Here is a 23,081-nt window from a genome sequence, read left to right as displayed (position 1 = left end):
GCGTCCCCGAATAGGATTAGCCAGGAATGTTCGCAACCATTCGTAGTGAAGTGGTTAGCTCTTCCATTTGCAGCCAAGGGCGTAAGTAAGCCACTGCAGAGTAAGCACCTGGGCGTCCAGCTTGCTCTTCTACCGTCACTTTCGCTTCAACCAATGGATGTGTTGCTTTCGCATCGTTACCAATCGCATTTGGGTTAACGTATTGATTAATCCAAGAGTTCAGCTCTTTCTCAACGTCATTTGGAGCTAGGTTTGAACCAATACGATCACGGCCCATGATTTTTAGGTACTGTGCGATTCGGCTGCTTGCCATTGTGTATGGCAGACGCGCTGAAATTGCCGCGTTTGCCGTTGCATCTGGATCTGTGTACGTTTTTGGTTTATGCGCAGTCTGAGCACCCATAAACACTGCGTAGTTGGTGCTTTTGTAGTGAACCAGTGGCAAGAAGCCAAGATCACTCAGCTCTTTCTCACGCTCATCCGTTAGGTTAACTTCTGTCGGGCATTGCTGTAGCAATTCACCGGCCTCAGAGTAGTGAGTGAAGTTTGGCAGGTTCTCTACTTTACCGCCGTTCTCAGTACCTCGGATCGCCGTGCACCAACCGTACTTGGTATATGCTTGAGTCATCAGAAGACCAAACTCATACGCCGCATTGCTCCAAACAAAATCGCAGTCTGAAGACACAATTTGCTGACCGTTGTCCCGAATTTGAAGTTCTTCAAATGCAAATGATTTAACTGGAACGGTTGCTGCACCGTAAGGAAGGCGAGCCATCGTTTTCGGTAGAGTCAGAGCAACGTAGCGCGAGTCATCGCTTTCACGGAATGCATTCCAGCTTGCATATGCTGGCGAATCAAAGCCTGCTGCAACTGGTTTGCCTTCAGAAAAGCTACTGAATGCCTTGAAGTCGAACATACTTGCATTCGCTGCAGCGACGAAAGGTGCGTGAGATGCAGAAGCGACTTCAGCCATGTAACGCAACAGGGCAACGTCTTCATCACCGTAACCGAATCCGTAGTCACCTAGCAATGCACCGTATGGCTGACCGCCCGCTGTTCCAAATTCTTCTTGATAAACCATATTGAAGAAACGGCTGCGATCGATCGCTGGTGCATCTTCAAACTGCTCTAGCAATTCGTCTTTGGTGTAATCCGCCAGTTTGATTTTCAGATCTGATCCTAGCTCGCTGTTTTTTACAAGCTTTTGCAAACCTAGCCATGAACCTTCCATTTTTTGGAACTCATCGTTTTGCATCACCGTTGACAACTGCTCAGAGATTTTGCTGTCTAGCGCGCTGATTGCTTTTTCAATCGTCAACGTTAGGTTCTTATCCCAAGTCACTGTACCTTCCAGTGCTTGAGAAGCCATGACGCTCAATAGCTCTTTTGTCGTATCTACTGGTGTTTGTGCTGTCGCGTTGATCGCTCGGTCAAGAAAGCTCTGCTTTGCTTCTGCTTCAGTAGTAGTACCTTGTACTGCTTGTTGTTCTACAGACATTATTCCGCTCCCTCTCTGCTCAAACCTAGTTCTTGAGCTAAACCATTGATGGCATCTGCGCTTTGCAGAACTTCTTTCAGTAGACGCTCAAGATCTCTCGAACGATCGGCTTTGCTTAAGAGTACTTTTAGCTGGTTACGTGTTTCAACCAACTGCTTAAGCGGCTCAATTTGATCAACTAAGTTCTCTGGGTGGAAATCTTTCATCGAACGGAAGCTCAAGTTCACTTCAAACTGGCTATCATCATTAGCAAGCTTGTTATCAACCTTGTACGAAAGACGCGGGTGAATTTGCCCCATCACTGTATCGAAGTTGTCTTTATCGATACCCGTGAACTCTCGCTCTTCTAAATCAACTTTTTCTGATTCTGGTTTGTGTCCTGAAAAGTCGCCAATGACGCCAACAACAAACGGCAGCTCTTTCGTCTCTACGGCGCCATTCGTTTCAACGTCATAGGTGATGCTGACACGGTTCTTACTAACGCGCTTATGTTGTGAGTTCAATGCCATAACGGTGTCCTAAAATGAGATATTCATGAAATAGACATGCCAATTAACGTGGCATGTCTAATGAAAGAATTACTTACCAGAAGTCATTTTCCCGGTCGGTAGGTCGTAAGTCACAACACCACCGCTTTGTAGTTCACCACCTTCTTTCTCATAGTGATGCTTCTGAGAAATAGAAGTGTAAGAAAGAGATAGGCTCTCGTACGGTTGAGATCCGTCAGTCCCGCTCACGTTGTAAGAAACTAAACGTGCTTTTTCTAGCTTAACTTGGAAGTAAACGTCTGCACCTTGACCATCGTTAGAAGGCTTAGTAAATGCAACCTCAACAGTTTTACCGTCTTTACCTGGGTTGAATAAATAAGACAGTAGGTCTTCAGAAGCACCATCGACTTCTTTAGTTACGCTAACTTCGCTTACGCCAACCATGCCTGAATCCGCATTGGTGCCGTTACCGATGTCCATAGCAACGTTACGAGCGCCACCCCAAGAGTAAGAGTTGATTGCAAACCAACCGTCATTTTTACCTTCAGCCGTTTCTAGCTGACCGATAGTCGCTGCGCCCTCAACTTGAAGACCGCTTACACGCATGTAAATACTTGCCATGATTTTTCCTTATTTTTTAAACACAATTACCAACTCAGAGCCGACGTAGCGGATGATTGTGGTTTTTGATCTTGCTTAGATTGGGTATCTACAGGGGAAGTCTGAGATACATGCTCTTCAACACTTCGCGGATCCGAAACGGAAGGCTTCGCTTGAGGTGTTTGGGGGCTTTCAATGCCCACCGTTGGAGTACTCACCTCCGGCAGCAAAACCTGATCGAGATGATTCAATCCGGCGGCATTAAAAATCGTACTAAGAGCGTCACCGTTTTGTTCCGACATCATTTCTCGCAGCAACTCAGGTAAGGATAAATATCCCCATCGAATCGCTTTTTCTAACAAAAATGAAATTGGGCTATGCGGTTCGCTCTGGCGAAAATAATCAGAGACTTCTCTCAACAAATGGAAAGCTAAGTCTCGGTTCATATTGTTTAAATTACCCAGTTCAGAGAGGTTTCCTGCGTGTAAGTGTTGGCTTACGGTCTGAGCCTGCTCTGATGCCATCGGTATTCGCTCTATATGTTTTGTATCCATATGGCTTGGCAGCTCCCCTTCAGAAACTGAACTTTCGGCAACCTCTTGCTCTACTGTCTTGGCCTCCGCTTTCGGTGCTAACTTAATTCCACTTAGATGAACCAAAGCGTTTTCAACACGGGTAAGCAGTGACTTCGCAAATCCGAAGTTGGTACTTTGACTGCCTAGAGAATGACACTTAGTGCTCACCAACGCTGACAAACGATCTAATTGGGTGACACAACGTTTGGCGTTTTCCATCTTGAATTGAATTGCGAAACGCTCTTGCGCCACCGTGGTCGTAAGCATAGATTTCAGTTGGCTGATTTCGCCTTTTCTCTCTGCACTTTGAAAGTCAAAAAACGTCACTTCCCCGACTAAGGGCAGTTGCAGCACCGGCGCATAGAGAATCGAGCTTTCCTCGCTATCGCCGACTAGTTGGAAAAATGCTTTAACTTTCGCATCTGCTTGCTCTCTTTCTTTGCCCTTATCATCATCAGATTTGAGCGTTTCAACTGGTAGTACAGGGTTGAGGTGATCCCAGTGCTTCTCACTTAAATCCGCTAACCACTCAAGGCTATTCGCAGCACTTTCTAATGTGGTATCGAGAAGGAATTGAGCAGCAACAAACCATGAGATGAGCTCGATATCTCTGGTTGTTTTTGAAAACTGTTCGTACAAACTGTCAGAGAGAATCTTCCACTTATTTAGACATGCCTCTTGTAACGCATCTCTCTCGTCAGCACTAGGGTTTTGACTTAGCTTACGCAGCGCAGTTTGCGCGACATTAAATTCATTACGTAATGGGCGAAAAGCACTTTTTTCCAGTTTAAGATAAACGCCACAGATCGAATCATCACTCAGAGGTTTAGAAAGTTGCTCAATTTGATGCTTTGACAAAGGCATAGGTTCCTGCTCTGTTAGGTTGACTATTTGCTTAAGTGTCAATTAACTTCAATCGCTATTTCCTGTATTTTAAGATAAAGGAAAACGCTAGAGGCCTTGAGTTATTTCAACCAGAAAAATTTTTATTTTTGCAGCAAAAACAACATCTACTAATATTGTTTCATACGAAGTGACATATTTGTCAATTTGCCAATAGTGTATCTTTGAGGTGAATTATAGCAATGGCAATTTACGCCATATTTAGGCGACCTTTAGGTCATCCTACCTCTTTAAAAGAACACTATAAAAAGACACAAAATAACATATATTGTTGATTTTATTATGATTTAATATAAAAAATACACGCAAACCCCTCATGCATTAACAATATCTTAAATACTTCATCAAAGATGTTGTCATCATAAAAAATATGAATGCACAAGCTCACCGTCATTAAAAATGAAACAAACATAAAAATAACCACAAAGCAATCGATTACATATTATTCAGATAATAATTAAATAGACAAATTACCTTGAATTAAGGTCTAACTCGAAATATATTACATGTATAGAGCATGAAAGTTGATACCAATACAGCAAGTAATAATAGCATCAATTATTATGTGATAATTTCGAATATTCATCCAATAAACAGCCTTTTAGAACTGTTTATTTAATAGTGAATTAATTGAATATGAGCAGTAACGAATTAAAGCACCAAACCCGCTCCCTCACCATTAAGCTTTCAGATAGCAAAAGTTATATTGTCACGCAATTAATCGGAGAGGAAAGCGTATCCGGCGGGTGTCAGTTTTCCGTTTCCATCGCGGCAAACATGGAGATCGATACCAAAAACCTAGGTAAAGCTGTTTGTGTGTCTTACGAATTAGATTCTGGAAAGCGTTTTTTTTCAGGTATATGTAGCACTCTGCAATTCACAGGATATAGCAAAGACAAGCAGCAGTTTTATTATCAAATAGAGATATTGGATCCACTTAGCTTGTTGCAATACAAACGCAGTCGTCAGATTTTTCAAAACGTAACGACGAAAAAGATCATTGAAAAGCTGCTAGAACAGGCTGATCTCAAAAGCTATTTTCACTTTTCCCTTTCCGGAAGTGGGAAAAATCATGAGTATTGTGTTCAACTTGATGAAACCGACCAAGCTTTTATACAACGCTTGTTAGCAAACGAAGGATGGCACTACCATGTACGCCATCAATGCAATAAGTCGACAGTCTGCATTGGCGATTCAAATCAACGATTTGAGAAAATACCGGATCCAAAGTTAAGTTATCAAATAGGTGGCAACAATCAGCAGCACGTACTAACCACGTGGAGTCAAGCCCACCATGTTGGCAGTGGAAAGGTATCTGTCGCCGATCATACTCAAAACCTGGCTGAATTTTTTGATAGCGGCCCCCGAAAAAGCACCGAAAGTTACGCGCCGACTTCATTGACACAAGAACTCTTTGCATTTGGTCACGAGAATAAAAATGAAGTCCGTGACGCAGCAAAAATGCATATGGAAGCGTTAGATCTTAGGAAGTCAGCCTCTCACTCATCATCGAATTTAGCGACGCTTGCTTGCGGCTATAAATTTGAACTAACGTACCATCCTCTCAGTTCAATGAACCAAGAGTACATCATCACTCATCTATCACATCGCCTATCCAGAGAAGAATCGAACAACGAAGTCGCTTATCAGAACCAGTTTTCTTGTATCCCTTCGTCACTGATTTTCCGTCCAGAAATATTTGACAAACCGCGTGTCCATAGCTTACATACCGCAACCGTCACCGGGCCTAAGGGAGAAGAGATTTACCGAGATAAATGGGGTCGAGTAAAAGTGCAATTTCACTGGGATAGAGGCGGAAAAAATGACGAAAACAGTTCATGTTGGTTGCCAGTATCGCAAGGGTTCGCCAGTAAGGGGTTCGGTTCTCAATTCACACCGCGCATTGGTGATGAAGTGATTGTGCAATACATTGATGGCGACCCCAATCGCCCTATCGTGACCGGCTCTTTATACAACAAAAACAGCGCAGCCCCTTACAGCTCGGATACTCAAAATGGCATCAAAACTCGTTCAACGCCTAAGGGCAGTAGCAAGCAAGGAAACGAACTGCGGTTTGAAGATCAAAAAGACAAAGAACAAGTGTATTTACATGCTGAAAAAGATTTGCTACTTGACGTAAATAACGACAGCCAGTCAACGATTAAAGGCATTAAAAAGACCCAAGTTGAGAAGAGTGCCACCTTAAGCGTTAAAGAACACATACAAGTCGAAAGTGATAAAACACTTACCGCCAAAAGTAAAGATAACTGGACGGGTGACAGTGAGAAAGATCTAAGCCTCAATGCCGCTTCCAACATCAATATTGCGGCTAAATCGACGGTCAGCGTTGATGGCAACCAAGTGTCGATCTGCGGTAAATCGAAGATCGAACTCAAAGTGGGCACGAGCAAAATCGAGATCAGCGCTAGTGGTATTAAGATCGACGCTCCTCAAGTCTCTGTTTCAGGTAAAGCAAAAGCAGAGGTGAAAGCCGCAATGATCAATATTGAAGGCCAAGGGAAGGTCGATGTAAAAGCAGCGTTAGTGTCGGTTAACGGCAGCGCCATGACACAAATAAAAGCCGGGGCCATGGTGCAAATTCAAGGCGCAATTACAAAGGTAAATTGATGATGTTGATAAAGGTTCCCCACCAATCCGCGCAAGACATCTTAAGTGTCTACGAGCCGAATGCCGCATTCGCAGAGTTAGCAGGCGAAAATACTACACCTATCGATTTGATTTCTGTGGCGATGGAGCAAGAGCTGTTTGCCGATGCTGTGACTTTTCTTGCGCATGCTCTCCCAGTTCGTGAATCCATTTGGTGGAGCGTAACCTGCGCCGCTTCTCTGCATCACTGGAAAGAAGACGAAGCCAATGCCATTCGCGCAGCAAAAGCTTGGGTTTATACACCTGATGAAACAAGCCGCCGTTTTGCTGAACAAATGGCAGAAAAAGCGGGATTAGAAACCGGTGCTGGCTGGGCAGCTCAAGCGGCCTTTTGGAGTGGCGGCAGTATGATTAAACCAGAAGATCCTACCGTTCCCCCTCCCCCATACTTGTACGCACAAGCAGTCGCAGGATGCATTAACCTTTCAGCAGTCTTACCTGACGGTGAAGAAGCAAAAGAGCGCTATCAACAGTTTGTAGAAATGGGTCTAAACATCGCCTCCGGTGGAAACGGTCAACAATAGGGAAAGAACATGCTTCCAGCAGCCAGAGCAACAGACATGCACATGTGCCCGATGCAAACACCAGCAGTGGTGCCAATCCCTCACGTAGGCGGGCCATTACTCCCTCTGCCAACAACAGTATTAATCGGCAACCTACCAGCTGCCACTCTAGGACAGATATGTGTTTGTGTCGGCCCTCCAGATAGCATAGTTAAAGGAAGTGCAACCGTGCTGATTAACAATAAACCCTCAGCGCGCATGGGCGACCTAACTGCCCACGGTGGGACTATCGTGATGGGGATGCCAACTGTCTTGATTGGAGGGTAATTACATTTCACTCTAGTTAAATAGGTGGATGAACCGCACCATTTACACTCAACATCAATTAAAACAAGGTTGAAAAATGTAAAGTTTAATGAAGTGTGTGATTCATAGACATTCTTTCAACTACAATGGATTTCGATGAAAAGAGAAATCCAACAAAGATTACCATGGGTAAATTTGTATGAGGAATGTTGTGATGTAAACCTTGTCTGCTACCGCTTTGGTATTTCCAGACAGACATTACTACCGTGGCATCAGGATATGTGCAGTGCAGAATCACTGGTCTGGAAAATCGGAGCAAGCGTCCTCATTCTTCTCTAGGTGCCGAGCTAAGAGAATTGATACTTGAGAGACGTGGAGAACGTAATATAGGGACTACACGTTTACGAATGAAATTAATCCGACTTCACCCGCCACTGAGGGTCGCATTATACCGTTCTGCCAACTCCTTGATTGAGACCCTTGTCGAACGATGGACCCTCCACGATTGAGCCGTCTTAGTGATTTTCTTCATCGCTTTCTTTGAAGCTCCTGGTGCACATTTTCGAACCAGTTCACCCTTGAAATTTTTCAACGTTCGCACCCTAAAGTCATACCCCTGAAACGTGAATACTTTCTTCACATTCCAACGTAGGAAGGTATCTATGTAGACAATATTTGTCTTGCTTTCATATACGAGCAGTAACACACCAGATCATCCCAGAGAAAAAAGAAGAAATGCGGGCGGCATAAAATTTAACTTGAGGCGACAACTAGCTTGAAAAACTCCGTCGTGAAGTAGTCTCTGTGGTCGTCTTTAGTGATCCCTGTGTCTTCTCTGTAATAGGTTGACGGATTTCGCCATTCCAGCTAGGCGGACAAGTAACCTCTGAATTGGCGCAATCCGCCATACGGGTTTGGCCCAAACAACCAATCAAGTTTGGCTCATCAATCCAGTAGTAAATCCGGTACGACACCCCTGTTTTTTTCTCCATCAGAATACCCAGTCTTCTCAACTTGGAACAAGCCGTATCTATCTCTCGGCGGGTCATTCCCATTTTTTCGCCCCACTCTTTAATCGATTTAATCAAACCACCGATCAGCATCTTTGGTGCGTTTTGACCAGTACAACGCCTGACTGAACAGTAAAGCACCGGTAATACCGATGCCCAACTGAACAAACGTACGATGAAAAGCTATGGGACGGTCTAAGTAGTCCAACATATGCTCACCTACCCAAACATACCCTGAGTATCACGTCGGCCTTTCCACTCTTTGAAAAAATTATCGAGCCGATGTTGTATCAAATCCATGATTAAATCCGGTGACACACGCCCGGCTGTAAAATGATAATGTAGTAACACATTCATCACCCCAGACGCCAACGCTTCAATCATTCCCTCTTCATCCTGTATGGCACTGGATACCGGCTCTAGTCGTACACGGATTTGTATTTTCACTTCTGACTTAAACGCCAGAATATCGGGCGTGGTGTAGCGAAAGAAATGACCCTGATTTAATACATCCAGACATAAACTGGTGCAATGAACGGTCATGGTGTTGTATTTCATTGATTTCTCTCCTTCAACTGCGTCAGTAAGCGTTCAAATGCTGAACCATCCTGACGAGTCAGGTTAGGAACGTAACGACTGTAGATTTCGAACAACATTTTTGTGTTGGAATGCCCCATCTGACGAGCTATCCATTCTGGCGCTTCCCCTGCTGCTAACCAGAGTGTCGCGGCAGTATGTCGAGTTTCGTAGGGACGACGATAAGGTAAACCCATTTTCTTTAAAGTTGGCTTCCAGACCCGATCTCGAATGTTACCTTTATCTAATGGATTACCTTCGGCGTTACAAAAAACGAACTCTCCTGCCCCAGTGACTTCTTTCTGACTTTTGAGCGCTTCTAACACTATACTCGACATATGAATATCACGAGCGGAGCCCAGAGTTTTGGTGGTATCCATCTTCCCCTGGACATAGGTTTCACGAACACTAATAACCCCAAGACGAAAATCCACATATCGCCATTTCAGACCATCGATTTCAGAAGTGCGCATGCCGGTAAAAAAGCGCACCAGAAAGTAATTGCGATAGTCAACTTTCACCGCATTTAAGAAATCCATCACTTCTTCCAAAGTAAACGGATTCACGTCGCGCTTTTCTACTCGCAATGGTTTGATGTTTTCAAACTGGGAACGAAACCCATAACGATCTGCAGCTTCACGTAGAATCATCCTAAGAGGTGTCATTACATGATTGACAAAGTCAGTAGACAGCTTGGTTCCATCCGGTTTAGTCTGCATTAACTTTGCGCGGTACTTGAGGATGTCTGGCCGCTGAATTTGATCGACATCCACATCACCAAACTCTGGCACTAGATAACCAAACAGATACACTTTCATGCTATTTACATAACTCGTTTTCCAACGGACCTCATTTTCTCCGAACCATTCATGGGCAAAATCTTCGAATGGAATGCTGGTAATTCCCTGCAGCCCCTGCGAAGCCGTTTTATAAGCACCGAGCAACTCTTCCTTCTTCCGCCGAGCTTGGATATCTTGTTTAACAAACTTTGATGCATTTTTTGACTCTGGAAAGTATTCACTGTAAACAAAACAGCCTAAACGGATATCTGCATCGATCTGGTTTAGAAGTTTAGTTAATTTTCGGCGATTGTTAGGGTTATCAGCCAAAAGTGTCTGCTCACGACAGCGAATATTATGATGACGGAAATCCATAAATAGCTTATCACCACGAGCCCTAATACTAGCCATAACATACCCTCCCCGCTGCCATTGGAATATAAACGGCATTTCGTGTCGCACTTTGATATAATTCCGCTTCAACCTCTTCCCATATGTAAAGAATTTTTCTACCATTGAAAGGTCGAATGTAATGTTTACCTTCGATGAATACTGAGTCTCGCAGCCTTGAATTGATGTAGTTGCCGCTAAATTTAATCCGAGCTGCGAGTTCTTTTACTGTGAGTAGTGTTTGGTCCATATTGACCTCCATTTTTGTGTTTTATCAGGACACATAGTCAATATAGATGAATCAAGGTGTCCCATCAAGACACTAAAATAAATCATTTTGGAATATCACATTGATTCGTTATAACCTAAAACAATTAATAGAAAAAAAATCTCTGCAAGAAGGGCGAAAAGTTTCTGGAGCTGAGATAGCCAATGAGATCGGCATTCAAAGATCTACGATGGCCAAAATGATTCGTGATGAAGGGTATATAACGACAACCAAAACTCTTGATTCTCTATGTCGGTATTTTGGTTGCCGTATCGAAGAATTAGTGACTTACGAAGATTAAATGCTGATTGATATTCGTGGCATCTTCTTTAGGGGTGGCCAGGGGACTATAGCTCAAAAATAATTTTTGGTAAAAATACAAGCAAAGTGAAATCACGCCGTAAATTCAACCTGTGCACATATCTCCTCAAAACGCCATCCTATATACTATGTCAGTTTAGGTACTTAAGCTAAAAATTGTTCGGTCAAACAAAATCCAGATCTTACTAAATCAAACCACATTTCCAGCGAGGAAAAAACGGCGAGGGCACCGAATAGGCACAATGGTGCCCACAGGTGCCCATGGCGACAATAGTCAATAAAATTTACGTGAATAAAACAGAATAAATATTTGAGTAAAAGAAGAGAAATAACAGAGAGTGTACAAGTATACTTTACAGGCTTCAGAAACAATAAAACCCGCTAATATGCGGGTTTTATTGAGAAATTTGGTGGGTCCGGGCGAACTCGAATCGCCGACCCCCGCCATGTCAAGGCGATACTCTAACCAACTGAGCTACGGACCCAAATTTACATATATATTCAATTTTGATGGTGCGTCCGAGTGAACTCGAATCACCGACCCCCACCATGTCAAGGTGGTGCTCTAACCAACTGAGCTACGGACGCATATCTTCAGAACGGAGTGGATATTAACGGCTGTTTTTGCTGTGTGCAAGTCTATTTTCTTTGTTTTTGAGCCAGTTGGCTTATCTATCACCAGCTTGTCTGTTTTTTATTCACAACTCTGGGTTTAAGCACAATAACCGGATCAACAATAGGTGTAAGCTGTCCAATTTATTTCATTGTATAAGTTATGTGAGATTATCCATTGATTCGGACCAATTATCTCGTACTATAACCTTTATCAATATCTTCGATATGCAATACGGTGACGTAACATGGATGCGCGATTATTCAACCATTCTCATCATTTGAGAGCCTCTGTACTTTGTGGGTTAAGCTTACTGTTAACCGCTATTGCATTTTTCTTCGTCCTATTTAACGTTTTTTACACTTACAGCTACGGGCTAGCAGCATTAGAATTTATCTTCATGTGTTACTCCTATTACGTTTACTTGATTGCAAAACAACAAGCACATTCAGTCACTCACATTCGTGTCTACGTTTATTTTCTGATCTTTATTATCAGCGCAGGGACTTTTATCCAGCCTTTAAGTAATGGTCTATTTTTATGGACCACCTTTTTTCCAGTACTTTTTTACCTATTGCTAGGGGTTAAGCATGGCCGCCTCGCTACGGGCATCGCACTCATTCCGCAACTGTTCAACATTTATTATCAAGCCTTATGGAATGAAGCTTATGATCCAGTCCCGTTGATGATCAATCTGCTTCTTTGCTACTGCGGAATTTGGACAGTGGCTCATATTTTTGAATCTAGCCGTAAAAAAACCGAAAACTCACTACGCTATCTTGCTTCTCGTGATGCGTTGACGGGCTCTCACAATCGTTTAGCACTCACTCATGCCTTCGCTCACTTTGTGCAAAATAAGGTAGATACCACTTTATGTCTTCTGGTGATTGACCTTGATTATTTTAAGCAAGTCAATGACACCCATGGGCATGATGCCGGTGATAAGGTGCTGATCGATACGGCGCAGGTAATGTCTCAAATTGTGGGCGACGATAACCTCTACCGTATCGGCGGGGAGGAGTTTTGTGTGACTTTGTTTAATAACAGTATCGCGCAAGCCGAACATGTGGGAGAAAAATTACGCGAAGCGATTAATCAACATTTGTACGCTTATGGCTCGAAGCGAATCCAACTGACCTTAAGTGTCGGTATTTGTGAATACCGTGAAGGTGACAAGTTGGATATGCTACTGAAATTAGCCGATGTTGAGCTTTATAAAGCGAAGAAAAATGGACGTAACCAAGTTCGTATTTGCCAAGTCAATGACAGCAAAAATGATGCGACACTTTGGGCTTCTCAGAGTTCTTGATCCTCTCCGACTTCATACACCACATTATAATTTTCAGTATAGGTACACTGTGGTTGACGGCTACACGTAAAGAATCGTCGGCCTTTGAATTCGCCTTGGCTGGCAATTTTTATCACCATTGGGCTGCCACATTTTTTGCAAAAACGCACTTCTTTATCGGTTTCAATCAGATCGATATGTGCAGCCAGTAACCTTCTAAGTTTGCTCACTTGGTAGCTGTGTTTGATGTTCGCACCAATCAATGGAATGTTGGCAGACTTACACACATGCATCAGCAGTTTTTCACGCTCAACCTTGCCTTTATGCAGTTCTTTTCCATTATCCAACTCGATGATCACTCGCGGCTCTAAGGTTCTTGCATCGCACACCACAAAATCAAAATAGTTTTTGGCGATTCGGTTATTGGCGATAAACCACTGCTTTTTATTCAAGTTCGCCGCTGGGGTAACCACGTTGGCCATTGAAACTTTAGCCAACACCACACCGTGTTCCCCTACTGCAGCTTTCAGCGCGTTATGAAAGGCGCCTTCCGACATATTGAGTAACGCCCCCTTCTTCTTATAAGCGTAATCTTTGGTATCGTCGTGTTTGATCACGTACTTTTGGATAAAGACAAAAAACAGCACCAGCAGTGCAACAATGATAAAAATATTGGTCATACGATAAAAACCATGTTGAAGTAATTAGCTAACTCGCTAATTAATAAACGAAGTACCGCCCAAAGGCCAGTTTATTACTATGGATTTGTTGAAGAGGGTGACCTAATCCACATGGCAGCAGGCTCTCTTGTAAGCTGAATCTAGAATGTGTACCAGAGTGCCATTCAGGTTGATAAGCTACGCCAATGAGTGAAATGTCGCAACTTGTGTTTTCTGTCAATGGACAATGACCAAACGAGAGGCTCATTAATGAGAGCCTTAGTAGGAAAAAGTAGAGAAGGAAAAAGCTCGCCGTAGCGAGCTTTTATTGCTTTAACGATTAATCCAGTCGAAGTAAGCGACCAGTTAAAGCCGGAACGATGATTGTCGTTGTGCCGATTTGCGTGGCGATCGTCTCTTCAGTCATTAAATCCTTCAATTGAGTCGCAGCTTTTACGCTTCCCATATCAAGAGATAATCTCCGCTCCGCAGTGCTGGTGTTCAGCACATAGAGGATCTGCTCATCACCGTACACTTTAAGATCCGCGTACAAACTCTCGTCAATCCACACATTACGCCGCTCCCCTTTAGCCAGTGACGGGTATTGGCTGCGCAGTAGCATTAATTGACTGACGCTGTTTTTCAGCGCTTGCTGTTGTGGTGACAAGCTTGAACCATCTACTTTGCCACTAGAACGAGCAACGTGATCATCACACAAACCAACAGCGGCACAATTTTGTGTCACTTGCGCTGCAAAGTTTTCGACTTCATCCCCAATCTCTTCACCATAGTAAAGCGTGATTGGCCCAGAATAAGCAGCAAGAAAACTGAACGCGGCAAGATGTCGCACATAATAATCGCCTAAATTACCTCGTTGGATCAGGTCACCAAAGCGAACCAAATCATGATTACCTAACATTAGATTTGGCATGGCATGATAAGGCGATTTCGCTCGGTTATTCCAACTGGCTTCTAGACTCAGAGCGCTACCGCTTGCGCCAGATTCTTCCACGGCTAGTGCTTGCATTACACCATAGCGTAAAGGAAAGTTGAAGGCTGAGGAGAGCGCTGGGTTTGCATCACTGCCATACGCAGTTAGGGTAATGTCATCAGCCCCTTGCCATACTTCACCGACCATATAGCCTAATGTGCCCCATGATTTCCCTGCATTGAGGTTATCTTGCGATGCTTGTTCAACCGCAGCACGCAGCGAACGCCAACTCTCAAGCGGGACTTGATACGCTTGGTCTAAACGCCAGCCATCAATGCCAAACTCACGGATCCAGTAGCTGGCAACTTCAGTGAAAAATGCCTCACTCGCTTGGCTAGGATAAGTGACCAACTTGCCCGGATAACCACTTTCCCCGTCATGAAGCTGAGGCAACTTGCCGCTCGGTGACGCTTTCACGCCAACAGAGCTTGTGTGACCAAATACGCCATCCAATAACACGTACAGCCCTTTGTCATGCGCACGATCAATCAGCTCTTTTAGCTTAGCGTTGCTGCCAAAGTTAGGATCTACGTTGAAATAATCACACGCAAAATAGCCAGTAGCGTCAAGCTTATCATCGCCATTTTGACCCGCACAGGAATCAAATACTGGCGTTAACCACAACGCATTAACGTTCAAGCTAGCAATATAATCCAAGCTATTGATGATGCCTTGCAAATCACCACGGTGGTGCGAGTTGCCGTAACCAACGCCGTAATCAGCGTTTGAATCTCCATCAACAAAGGATTCCACCATCACTTGATAGATTCGCAAATCACAAGCGGGGTTATTATCTTGATAACACGCGTAGTCAACACCTGTATCCACAACGCCAACCACCAGTTGCGATCTGTTGGATGCATCCAGTGTGAACTTCCAAACACCTTGCTCTGTTACGGTAAGCTTGATATTGCCATTTCCTGCATTTTCCAATGTCGCGGAACCGCTAGCTATATTAAAGCCACCAAAACCCAGGTTTAGTGTGCTCCAATCTTCAGAAGCAATTTTGAATTCATACACTCCGGGAGTCAGATAACCTTCAAACGTGTAGAGACCATTTTGCTGATAGGATAATGGATTTGAAACTCCCCAACCGTTCATCGAACCACGCACGTACACCGTGGTTGAACCATAAGGTGCCACATCAATTGGTGGCGCATCAATGCTTAAGCCAGCACCCTGCTCGCCCTGCTGCGGCATCACAAATACTGCCGCCGTTAAGGCTGGAACGGTAAAGCGGCCATTGTTAAACTGGCTCTCTTTGACGCGCACATCTTGTGCTGTGCGTAAAACAGGATGTAATTCAAAGCGCTGCGCGTTCGGAATGACCACACTTTGCTCGACGCTATTAGCGTTGATGGCGACAACGATGGCCTCAACGTTAGGGTCGAGATCCGCACCGGCTGAAACACCATCATTCACCGACATCACTATCATGCCAGGCTGAGCATTTGGCCCCGTATTATGGAAACGAACACGATTTAACACTTCTTGCTCAGAGATTAGCTTGAGCAACGGTGTTTGCGCACGAATCGCCAGCAAGGCTTTGAAGGCATTGTCTGTCCATACGATATCTTGCGCGGAAGCTACCGTATTGGGGTTGGCTATCACACTTTGAATCGCACTCCAGTTGGCCTGATCTTTGTCTGCTCTTGGCAAGCCGACATTCCAGTTGTTGGTCTGCTTGCTAAAGTCAACACGGTTGTACCAATCACCACTGTCGTAACTGTCGCGCGCCATCGATTTTGAGCGAAGTAGTTCTGAACCCATATGGAAGAAAGGAACACCTTGCCCAAGCATTACTGGCGCAAGACCAATGATCTGCATGCGCGCTCTATCCGCTGAGCTGGTTTCTGCTTTTGCTTTATATTGGTTGAAGTCCCACAGGGTTTGATTGTCGTGTTTAGAGACGTAGTTAATCGACTCTTGTGGGTCAAGTGTATAGGCCGCGCCTTGGCCACCGTATTGGAAATCACGGCCAAGCACTGTCATGCCGCTGGCGGTTTGCAATGGATAGGCTTGTAAATTGCCAGCCATGCCATAGCGAATTAAGTCCATTTTCGATTTCAGCTCATCACTAAATCGATCACCTGCATTAGCAAAACCCGGAGTGGTTAATAACGCCTCACCGCTATCAAATGGACCACCGCCACGCACACCGTCACGTAAGCGGTCGTTATAAGTCCCTATTCCCGTTCCAGCCATTGGCCATTGCGTGGCATTTTCGCCTCTGGCACCGTTGGCGACTTCACCAAAGTTCCAGCCTTCACCATAGAACCAAGTGTCAGGATCAACCGTTTTCGCCGCCTCATAAATCTTGAGCATGCTTGATTTCATCAAGTGTCCCATAAGATCGAAACGGAAACCGTCGATTTTGTAATCTTGCGCCCACATCGTGACGCTATCGGCCACCAGTTTCTCGAACATACGGTTTTCTGAAGCGGTATTGTCACAGCAGCTAGAATTTTCAACCGCACCTGTGATGGGGTTCAAGCGGTGGTAATAACCGGGCACGGTTTTATCCAGTACTGATTTGTCATACAAACCTGACGAGTAGGTATGGTTGTAGACCACATCTTGCACGACTCGAAAACCAAGCTGATGCAGTTTTTGCACCATTTGGCGGTACTCTTTCACCCGTGACACACCATCACTTTGCACCGCATAACTGCCTTCTGGCGCGCTGTAATGGAATGGATCATAACCCCAGTTGAAGCTGTCAAGCGGCCGCACATCCGCAAGTAATGCCTGTGCTTGCGGTGTATTCGGGTCGGTTTTTTCCAACAAAGAAAGTATAGTCGCGCTCATCGACGTGCCATCAGAACAGAGCGACGCTTGCAGGTTAATACCACACAGTTTTGCGACCGTATCATTAAGATCGACCCGCTTTTGCTCATCTTCTGGAATCGACGCTAAATCATAGCTTGGCAGTAAGTGAATGGTGGTTAAACCCGCTTGTTTTAAACTTTTCAGGTGCGCAACACTGTCACGTTCTTCTTCCAAGAAGGCAAGGTATTTACCGTTGTATTCCGCTGTTCCTTTGCTATCACTGTTGCTGAAGTCACGAATGTGTAGTTCATAAAGAATGTTATCTTCAGGATGACTCAGTTCAGGAATAATTTGAGCATCCCAACCGTCCGGTTTTGACTCTGCTGCGGTTAAGTCCACCAATTGAGAATAAAGGCTGGATGTGCTGAGTGATTGCGAATACGGATCAGTCGTCATCATCCATTCAAGTTGCGCCGTTTTAGGATGGTAGGCCTGCACACGGTAACGATAGAAACTGTTTTTCAGCGAGCGCTCACCTTGATAGTGCCAAACTCCGGTGTTTGGATCTTCAACCATCGGCTGAGGGGAGGTACTGCGAAGGGTTTTATCTTGATCATACAGATACAACTCCACTTGCTGCGCAGTCGGAGCCCATAGCGCAAAATGCGCGCTATCACCGTCTATCCAAGCGCCAAATTTCGCTTCATCGGCATCATCGCTGCCAGCCGTGTAAAGATTATCGACTATTCCTGGGATCTGTACTTTTGTTGCAACCAGTACTTTACCTTCAGCATCTCTCGCCACTGTCAGTAGCTGAGTTTTCAGCAGCGCTTTAGCTTGTTCATTGCTCACATCCAATGTGAAGGCGGTACGACCCGCTAAATGTGGGAAATGCGCATTATTGGTCACGCCTGACAAGGCTAATGGGTAATGAATGAATTGTTCAGGATGGGCGATATCACCATTGCCTTGCGCGCGGCTCCAAAGCTCATAGCTTGCCGCTTCGCTGTGATCGAACCACGCCAGTTGATTTACCGCAAGCCAATGTGCAGCTGCGCCCTCAATGGCAACTTGAATTTGCTCATTCGGAGAGTAGTTCAATACCGCACTACCGTGGCGCGTATAAAGCGTATTGCCTTTGACAAAATCCAGCACTAAATCATCGCCGCCCAGCGCTTTATCATTGCCACTGTGCACAATAAAATTCATGCAGTTGCCATGTTCTGCTTTAAGTGGAATGCGATATATCGCTCCATAAATCGGGTCGATTTCTGAGGCTAAGTAAGGATTTCCCCAATCCACGCCATTAAGCGCAGATTCAGAAACAGAATCACAGCTACCGTTGTTCCAAAGGTGTAGTCCCCAGCCGTCATAATTATTGTCATCACGCAGGTAGTAAATAATCGCTTCTTGATAAGTTGGGGTCGGCTCGGTTGTCGAGTTATCCGCCTGTTTCGGTTGTGGATCAATGCTGTCGGGGATGCCATCACCGTCATCGTCGCTTGAGGCAAAATCCCCTAGCCCATCGTTATTGGTATCAAGGCTTTCTAAGCGATCTCGTGGGAATACATCCTGCGCGTTGATCACACCGTCACCATCAATATCGTCATCTTCGTTATCGGCAATACCGTCACTATCAAGATCAGCAGGAACGCTTGAAACATCATTGGCGTCCGTTCCTAAACGCGCTTCATCGGCGTTGCTCCACCCATCACCATCAATATCATCATCTTCGACATCCGCAATGCCATCGCCATCGAGATCGGCAGCAAAGCTTAAGGCGTCATAAGGATCTGTCCCTAATCGCAATTCAGTTTCATCAGGCCAGCCATCGTTGTCATCGTCTAGGTCTGCGTGATCGCCAATGCCATCATTATCGGAGTCAATACTCTCTTGGATGTCGTAAGGAAAGTGGTCAATCAAATCGGCTACGCCATCTCTATCGCTATCAAAGCCAATAACAGGCTCACCATTTTCAAGCATCAGTGTTTTATCGCGAATATCGCTCTTTTCTCGCTGTGCTTTTTTGATCTCATCGCCAAACCGTTTACTGGCTTTTTTCAAGGTATTGGCCAATTCAGGCAAGCTGGAGTCATCGATAGTAGCAGGTAGCAGTTGCGCTAGCGCTTTAGCAGATTGAGCAACCAAGATGTGGTTATCGACATAATCCGCTTTGACATCCAGAGTTGGAATACGCAGCGCCTTTTTCAGCTCAGCCAATGCTTTACTCTCTCGCTTACCATTTTGCATCTGCACGCTGAGGTAAGTCGTAAAAGGGCTGATCACTGGATAATTTGCTGGCGCCATCATTAAATAATTGCGCGCCGCTTTGACGGTGGGAATATCTTGGTCAACGGTTTTTCCCTTGATGACAGAAGCCATCAGATAATAATTTTTGACGTCACCACGCAGCCCCGCCACGTTAATTTTTGCGATACCTTTTTGGTCGGTATACGCTTGAGGTCCGTTTTGTTCAAATTGACGATTGCCGTTCACATCCAGCCAAACTTGGGCATTGGTTAAATACCCATCCATGACTTGAACGTCTAACGAGTCATTACAACCCGCTAGCATACCAATTGAAGCAAACGCTAAAGTCATTCTCGTTAGGTTTGTTTTCATTGTTGTAATCCGTTTTATAACGTTAGTGCTCGTCCTGCTCTCACTGCTGGCAGAAAACCTATAAATCAGTAGACATATGCCTATATCTACCTAAGCTAACGTTATAATTTTGACACTGCCAATTACCTCCCCCTTGCCATTTTGCTCTCAGGGCGTAGAGCCAAGGGAGGAGAAGAAAAACACAGAGTTCACTCACGCTCAGGGTAAATGAGATGAAAGGAAAGCAGAGAGAGCAAGATAAAAACGTGATCGGAAAGACAAAGCGTAGAATGAGGAATGATAAAGTGTGAAAGAATATTACATTTTGACCAATCTAATAGAGTTTGATCTTAGTCCCATAGCTAAGTACTGAACATAAAAAAATAGCCAAGTATTGAACCTAAAAATAGCCTATTGAGGGATATCTAAATGAATGATGGTACGACTTTCAGGGTGCAGTGCTTCTAAACTGTTACCCCAATGTTTTTCAATCAATTTATCCATTAAGCCACTGTTTTGAGCTTTGCGTAGAGCGCGATCAATGATCGGCTGGTAGCGTTCTGTTTCTTGGCTAAGATAAAAAATGAAATCGCTTTGATATTGCAATATCAAGCGCTGTTCAATGGCCAGATACGGAAGTGATTTAGCTTCATCGGAAATTTCATTCATACCTCTTGGAAAATAGTGAATCGGCCCTTCTGCAGATAGTTTTTGATAGAGATTTCGCCATTCACCGTCTTGTTGATACACTTTTAAGCTATTATTGCGCCAGACCTCAACATCATACCAATTAACGCCTAACCCAGCGGTTAATCCCGCTTTTTGTAAATCATTAAGCGAATGAATAGTATCAAACGTTCGTTGTAATTGAGGTGGAATCAACAAAATACGTTTACCAATCAGTCCTTTGGTCAATGGAACATTTATGCCCGCATAACGCTCATCTCGTTCTTGAGTTTGTAAAAACCACATCAGTGATAATTGATTATTTTCAACCATTTTACTAATTCGTTTTTGAGGTACATGATCCGGCGTAATAATTATATTAACCTTAACCCCCTGCTCCTCAAGCGATTTTTGCAATAACTCATGATAATAAACATGAGTATTATTTTGTAGTGTTGGCAAATGTAAGGTTAACGACATTTCTGATGCAAATACTTGGGTGTGTAAAGCAATAGAACCCAAGAAAATCAGCATAGTAATTCGCATATTACTTGTTCGCTTCATACTGCCTACCTCCAAAATATTTTCCTATCTAAACTATAGCCCCTTTGATTGGTTTATGTGCGGTGGTATTCGATTGCAAATAAAAGATGTGGCTGGTGATAAGTAAAAAGAGCCTCATATGAGGCTCTCCTTTACTGACTAAAGATAGGCAACTCTAACATCAAGCAAACACATACTTATCCATCAGGGTGACCATTTTGCCAATTTCGGGTTTGGTCAAGGTATCATCAGCACCCAGTGCTAATGCTTTTGCTCGGTTATCATCACTCATGATCGAGGAGAACATCACTATCGGCGTTGTTTTATAAGTTTCGCTGTCACGCAAGCGCTTCAACAAGTGCATACCATCCATGCGCGGCATTTCTACATCCGTTACGATCGCATTCACTAACTCTGTCACGGGTACGTTTTCGGACTTGGCTACTTTTTCAATTTCCATCAATTTCTCATAGGCTTCACCACCGTCTTTACACGCAATAATGTTGTAGCCTGCAGAGCTTAATGTATCTTGTATTAAGCTTCGGATAAACGCCGAATCATCCACCACCATGATGGTTTTCGCATTACGTTTGCTGATCATTTTTTGGTTGAGGTCGACCGATCTGTCCACCGTGACATCGTATTTTTCCATACTCAATTCAGGGTTGATGTCAGCGATGATTTTCTCAAAATCCAAAATCATGATCAGGTTGCCATCTTTGCGCACAACCGCCACGACGCAATCTTGCTCACCCGCTTCTAAAAACTGACTCGGCGATTCAACATCGTTCCAAGAAATACGGTGAATACGACTAATGCTGTCAATCAAAAAGCCATTGGTCATGCGGTTAAAATCCGTCACGATAACAAACTTTCGATCAAGGCTTGGATTAGTAGGCACACCAAGCCAACCGGCAAGATCAACTAACGGAGTCAGTACATCACGTGACGAAAATACACCGATCATATGCGGCTGAGCATTGGGATAATCGGTGGTATCAGGAACTTGTATCACTTCCCTAACTTTCGCAACGTTAATGCCGTAATAGCAGGTTTTCGTGCGTCCATCTGGCAGTACCTTTTCTAAATGGAACTCAATAATCTCAAGTTCGTTGGTACCACTCTCTGTCAAAATTGTACTACTTGGGTTGCTCATACTGGTCACTAATCTTAAGAATGGTTATTGGTATTTGTTTAATATGGCTTGATATCGATTAACACCGTCTTCATTAACTGTGTTCTTTACTTTATCAATACCCATTTGTAAATCGTCTAGTAGGGCTTGGTCTACATTTTTGTTAAAAGCATAGTAAAGTAATCCCTGCTTTAACACATAAATCGTTTCAAATTGATCGGGTACATACCCTGCTTGCTTTATCCACCAATGAGCTGAGCGCTCATCGTAAGCGATCAAATCAATACGTTTTTTCACTAACTGCTCTGCAAGCATAGTGACATCGGTCGCTTCTTGCATGGAATCTCTTGGAACACCATACTGCAATAGCATCTGTTCACCGACATCGTCTTTTATTACCCCAATTTTATAAGAGGTAATTTCTAAAGGCTCTCCAAGTTTGATATTACTACCTTTACGAGCAATTACCGCCACTTTAATCTCATCAATTGGACCTACCCAATGAAATAACTCTTCTCTATGTGACGTCCTTGTTGTTGAGAAAAGTACCCCGTCTTTTTTCAAGATGGCAGAGCGGTAAGAACGAGCCCACGGTTGCAATACGATTTGGCTCAATAACACCTCATGCCCTGAGAATGTAGCGGCTTCTTGAAGTAAATCAACCGAAATTCCAGTGATTTTGCCCTGATTCATAAAATTAAAAGGGGGGTAGGCCTCTGTATAATACGTTAGTGTTTCAAGACTAGCGGGATAAGCAGGTGATGATGCCAACACACTGATTAGCCACATAGGTAGAATAGTACGCAGATATTTGATTACGTTCATCCTCTCTCCTACATGATGTTATCTGCCTTTTGTCTTTAAACTTTAGATGGGGTTTGAAACGCCGTCTAGTTGATCGCAAGCATTCATCATCAACAATACGAACGACG

18 protein-coding genes and 2 tRNA genes are annotated in these 23,081 nt (G+C 44.1%); 5 read left to right on the top strand and 15 right to left on the bottom strand.

Going from position 1 to position 23,081, the window contains the following annotated elements:
* Positions 1-16: 16 nt before the first annotated feature.
* The 4 genes from tssC to N5E84_RS04850 form a co-directional block, all read right to left on the bottom strand.
* A complete protein-coding gene (tssC, locus tag N5E84_RS04865; protein ID WP_064625423.1) occupies positions 17-1,498 on the bottom strand; it encodes a type VI secretion system contractile sheath large subunit in 1,482 nt (493 codons plus the stop codon).
* Complete coding sequence (gene tssB / locus N5E84_RS04860) at positions 1,498-2,007, bottom strand: type VI secretion system contractile sheath small subunit (protein ID WP_013856682.1); 510 nt, start codon at positions 2,005-2,007, stop codon at positions 1,498-1,500. The genes tssC and tssB overlap by 1 nt, the downstream gene beginning before the upstream one ends.
* Positions 2,008-2,076: 69 nt before the next feature.
* Entirely contained in the window at positions 2,077-2,607 is a 531-nt protein-coding gene (locus tag N5E84_RS04855; protein ID WP_013856681.1) for an Hcp family type VI secretion system effector, read from the bottom strand.
* Positions 2,608-2,633: 26 nt separating this feature from the next.
* Positions 2,634-4,025, bottom strand: a complete 1,392-nt coding sequence (locus tag N5E84_RS04850) for an ImpA family type VI secretion system protein (RefSeq protein WP_029189803.1) — start codon at positions 4,023-4,025, stop codon at positions 2,634-2,636.
* A gap of 675 nt (positions 4,026-4,700) precedes the next feature.
* Between N5E84_RS04850 and N5E84_RS04845 the strand changes: the two genes are divergently transcribed.
* Genes N5E84_RS04845 through N5E84_RS04835 form a run of 3 tightly spaced genes read left to right on the top strand, consistent with a single transcriptional unit; the run spans position 4,701 to position 7,561 of the window.
* Positions 4,701-6,692 carry a type VI secretion system Vgr family protein gene (locus N5E84_RS04845; protein ID WP_029388295.1) on the top strand — a complete coding sequence of 664 codons (1,992 nt, stop codon included), beginning with the start codon at positions 4,701-4,703 and terminating at the stop codon, positions 6,690-6,692.
* On the top strand, positions 6,692-7,255 hold the full coding sequence (locus N5E84_RS04840; protein WP_029189801.1) for a DUF6931 family protein: 564 nt from the start codon (positions 6,692-6,694) through the stop codon (positions 7,253-7,255). Before N5E84_RS04845 ends, N5E84_RS04840 begins: the two co-directional genes overlap by 1 nt.
* 9 nt (positions 7,256-7,264) lie before the next feature.
* Complete coding sequence (locus tag N5E84_RS04835) at positions 7,265-7,561, top strand: PAAR domain-containing protein (protein ID WP_013856676.1); 297 nt, start codon at positions 7,265-7,267, stop codon at positions 7,559-7,561.
* 1,059 nt (positions 7,562-8,620) lie between these two features.
* On the opposite strand, the gene N5E84_RS04825 is transcribed toward N5E84_RS04835, so the two are convergent.
* From N5E84_RS04825 to N5E84_RS04810, 4 genes are read right to left on the bottom strand one after another with little or no spacing between them, the layout of a single operon-like run.
* Entirely contained in the window at positions 8,621-8,761 is a 141-nt protein-coding gene (locus N5E84_RS04825) for a hypothetical protein (protein WP_019280941.1), read from the bottom strand.
* Between the two features lie 8 nt (positions 8,762-8,769).
* Entirely contained in the window at positions 8,770-9,108 is a 339-nt protein-coding gene (locus N5E84_RS04820) for a hypothetical protein (RefSeq protein WP_013856673.1), read from the bottom strand.
* A complete protein-coding gene (locus tag N5E84_RS04815) occupies positions 9,105-10,316 on the bottom strand; it encodes an Arm DNA-binding domain-containing protein (RefSeq protein WP_019282554.1) in 1,212 nt (403 codons plus the stop codon). The genes N5E84_RS04820 and N5E84_RS04815 overlap by 4 nt, the downstream gene beginning before the upstream one ends.
* Positions 10,309-10,545 carry a hypothetical protein gene (locus tag N5E84_RS04810; RefSeq protein ID WP_013856671.1) on the bottom strand — a complete coding sequence of 79 codons (237 nt, stop codon included), beginning with the start codon at positions 10,543-10,545 and terminating at the stop codon, positions 10,309-10,311. Before N5E84_RS04810 ends, N5E84_RS04815 begins: the two co-directional genes overlap by 8 nt.
* A gap of 100 nt (positions 10,546-10,645) precedes the next feature.
* Between N5E84_RS04810 and N5E84_RS04805 the strand changes: the two genes are divergently transcribed.
* On the top strand, positions 10,646-10,864 hold the full coding sequence (locus tag N5E84_RS04805; protein WP_013856670.1) for a helix-turn-helix domain-containing protein: 219 nt from the start codon (positions 10,646-10,648) through the stop codon (positions 10,862-10,864).
* A 428-nt stretch (positions 10,865-11,292) separates the two neighbouring features.
* On the opposite strand, the gene N5E84_RS04800 is transcribed toward N5E84_RS04805, so the two are convergent.
* Both N5E84_RS04800 and N5E84_RS04795 read right to left on the bottom strand, forming a co-directional pair.
* Positions 11,293-11,369: transfer RNA gene (locus N5E84_RS04800), tRNA-Val, on the bottom strand.
* A gap of 26 nt (positions 11,370-11,395) precedes the next feature.
* Positions 11,396-11,472, bottom strand: a tRNA-Val gene (locus N5E84_RS04795).
* A gap of 272 nt (positions 11,473-11,744) precedes the next feature.
* Between N5E84_RS04795 and N5E84_RS04790 the strand changes: the two genes are divergently transcribed.
* Positions 11,745-12,806 carry a GGDEF domain-containing protein gene (locus N5E84_RS04790; protein WP_019282555.1) on the top strand — a complete coding sequence of 354 codons (1,062 nt, stop codon included), beginning with the start codon at positions 11,745-11,747 and terminating at the stop codon, positions 12,804-12,806.
* Here the strand turns inward: N5E84_RS04790 and N5E84_RS04785 are convergent.
* The 5 genes from N5E84_RS04785 to N5E84_RS04765 form a co-directional block, all read right to left on the bottom strand.
* Positions 12,794-13,465 carry a DUF2726 domain-containing protein gene (locus tag N5E84_RS04785; protein ID WP_019282556.1) on the bottom strand — a complete coding sequence of 224 codons (672 nt, stop codon included), beginning with the start codon at positions 13,463-13,465 and terminating at the stop codon, positions 12,794-12,796. The two genes, N5E84_RS04790 and N5E84_RS04785, sit on opposite strands and share 13 nt — an antisense overlap.
* A 319-nt stretch (positions 13,466-13,784) precedes the next feature.
* Positions 13,785-19,826, bottom strand: a complete 6,042-nt coding sequence (pulA, locus tag N5E84_RS04780) for a pullulanase-type alpha-1,6-glucosidase (protein WP_019282557.1) — start codon at positions 19,824-19,826, stop codon at positions 13,785-13,787.
* Between the two features lie 390 nt (positions 19,827-20,216).
* A complete protein-coding gene (locus tag N5E84_RS04775) occupies positions 20,217-21,035 on the bottom strand; it encodes a hypothetical protein (protein WP_019282558.1) in 819 nt (272 codons plus the stop codon).
* A 160-nt stretch (positions 21,036-21,195) separates the two neighbouring features.
* Entirely contained in the window at positions 21,196-22,170 is a 975-nt protein-coding gene (locus N5E84_RS04770; protein ID WP_026027355.1) for a chemotaxis protein, read from the bottom strand.
* 24 nt (positions 22,171-22,194) lie between these two features.
* Positions 22,195-22,974 (bottom strand): substrate-binding periplasmic protein, encoded by a 780-nt coding sequence (locus tag N5E84_RS04765; protein WP_019282559.1) that lies wholly within the window; start codon positions 22,972-22,974, stop codon positions 22,195-22,197.
* Positions 22,975-23,081: the final 107 nt, after the last annotated feature.

The sequence above is a fragment of the Vibrio sp. J502 genome (assembly GCF_025397955.1).
GTDB lineage: Bacteria > Pseudomonadota > Gammaproteobacteria > Enterobacterales > Vibrionaceae > Vibrio > Vibrio anguillarum.
Note: the sequence above shows the minus strand (reverse complement) of the source record. Positions and strands in the feature narration are given on the sequence as shown.

What these genes read in the sequence shown, in the direction of transcription:
- tssC (WP_064625423.1), bottom strand. Translation starts at nt 1,498, where the DNA reads ATGTCTGTAGAACAACAAGCAGTACAAGGTACTACTACTGAAGCAGAA.
- tssB (WP_013856682.1), bottom strand. Translation starts at nt 2,007, where the DNA reads ATGGCATTGAACTCACAACATAAGCGCGTTAGTAAGAACCGTGTCAGC.
- N5E84_RS04855 (WP_013856681.1), bottom strand. Translation starts at nt 2,607, where the DNA reads ATGGCAAGTATTTACATGCGTGTAAGCGGTCTTCAAGTTGAGGGCGCA.
- N5E84_RS04850 (WP_029189803.1), bottom strand. Translation starts at nt 4,025, where the DNA reads ATGCCTTTGTCAAAGCATCAAATTGAGCAACTTTCTAAACCTCTGAGT.
- N5E84_RS04845 (WP_029388295.1), top strand. Translation starts at nt 4,701, where the DNA reads ATGAGCAGTAACGAATTAAAGCACCAAACCCGCTCCCTCACCATTAAG.
- N5E84_RS04840 (WP_029189801.1), top strand. Translation starts at nt 6,692, where the DNA reads ATGATGTTGATAAAGGTTCCCCACCAATCCGCGCAAGACATCTTAAGT.
- N5E84_RS04835 (WP_013856676.1), top strand. Translation starts at nt 7,265, where the DNA reads ATGCTTCCAGCAGCCAGAGCAACAGACATGCACATGTGCCCGATGCAA.
- N5E84_RS04825 (WP_019280941.1), bottom strand. Translation starts at nt 8,761, where the DNA reads ATGTTGGACTACTTAGACCGTCCCATAGCTTTTCATCGTACGTTTGTT.
- N5E84_RS04820 (WP_013856673.1), bottom strand. Translation starts at nt 9,108, where the DNA reads ATGAAATACAACACCATGACCGTTCATTGCACCAGTTTATGTCTGGAT.
- N5E84_RS04815 (WP_019282554.1), bottom strand. Translation starts at nt 10,316, where the DNA reads ATGGCTAGTATTAGGGCTCGTGGTGATAAGCTATTTATGGATTTCCGT.
- N5E84_RS04810 (WP_013856671.1), bottom strand. Translation starts at nt 10,545, where the DNA reads ATGGACCAAACACTACTCACAGTAAAAGAACTCGCAGCTCGGATTAAA.
- N5E84_RS04790 (WP_019282555.1), top strand. Translation starts at nt 11,745, where the DNA reads ATGGATGCGCGATTATTCAACCATTCTCATCATTTGAGAGCCTCTGTA.
- N5E84_RS04785 (WP_019282556.1), bottom strand. Translation starts at nt 13,465, where the DNA reads ATGACCAATATTTTTATCATTGTTGCACTGCTGGTGCTGTTTTTTGTC.
- pulA (WP_019282557.1), bottom strand. Translation starts at nt 19,826, where the DNA reads ATGAAAACAAACCTAACGAGAATGACTTTAGCGTTTGCTTCAATTGGT.
- N5E84_RS04775 (WP_019282558.1), bottom strand. Translation starts at nt 21,035, where the DNA reads ATGAAGCGAACAAGTAATATGCGAATTACTATGCTGATTTTCTTGGGT.
- N5E84_RS04770 (WP_026027355.1), bottom strand. Translation starts at nt 22,170, where the DNA reads ATGAGCAACCCAAGTAGTACAATTTTGACAGAGAGTGGTACCAACGAA.
- N5E84_RS04765 (WP_019282559.1), bottom strand. Translation starts at nt 22,974, where the DNA reads ATGAACGTAATCAAATATCTGCGTACTATTCTACCTATGTGGCTAATC.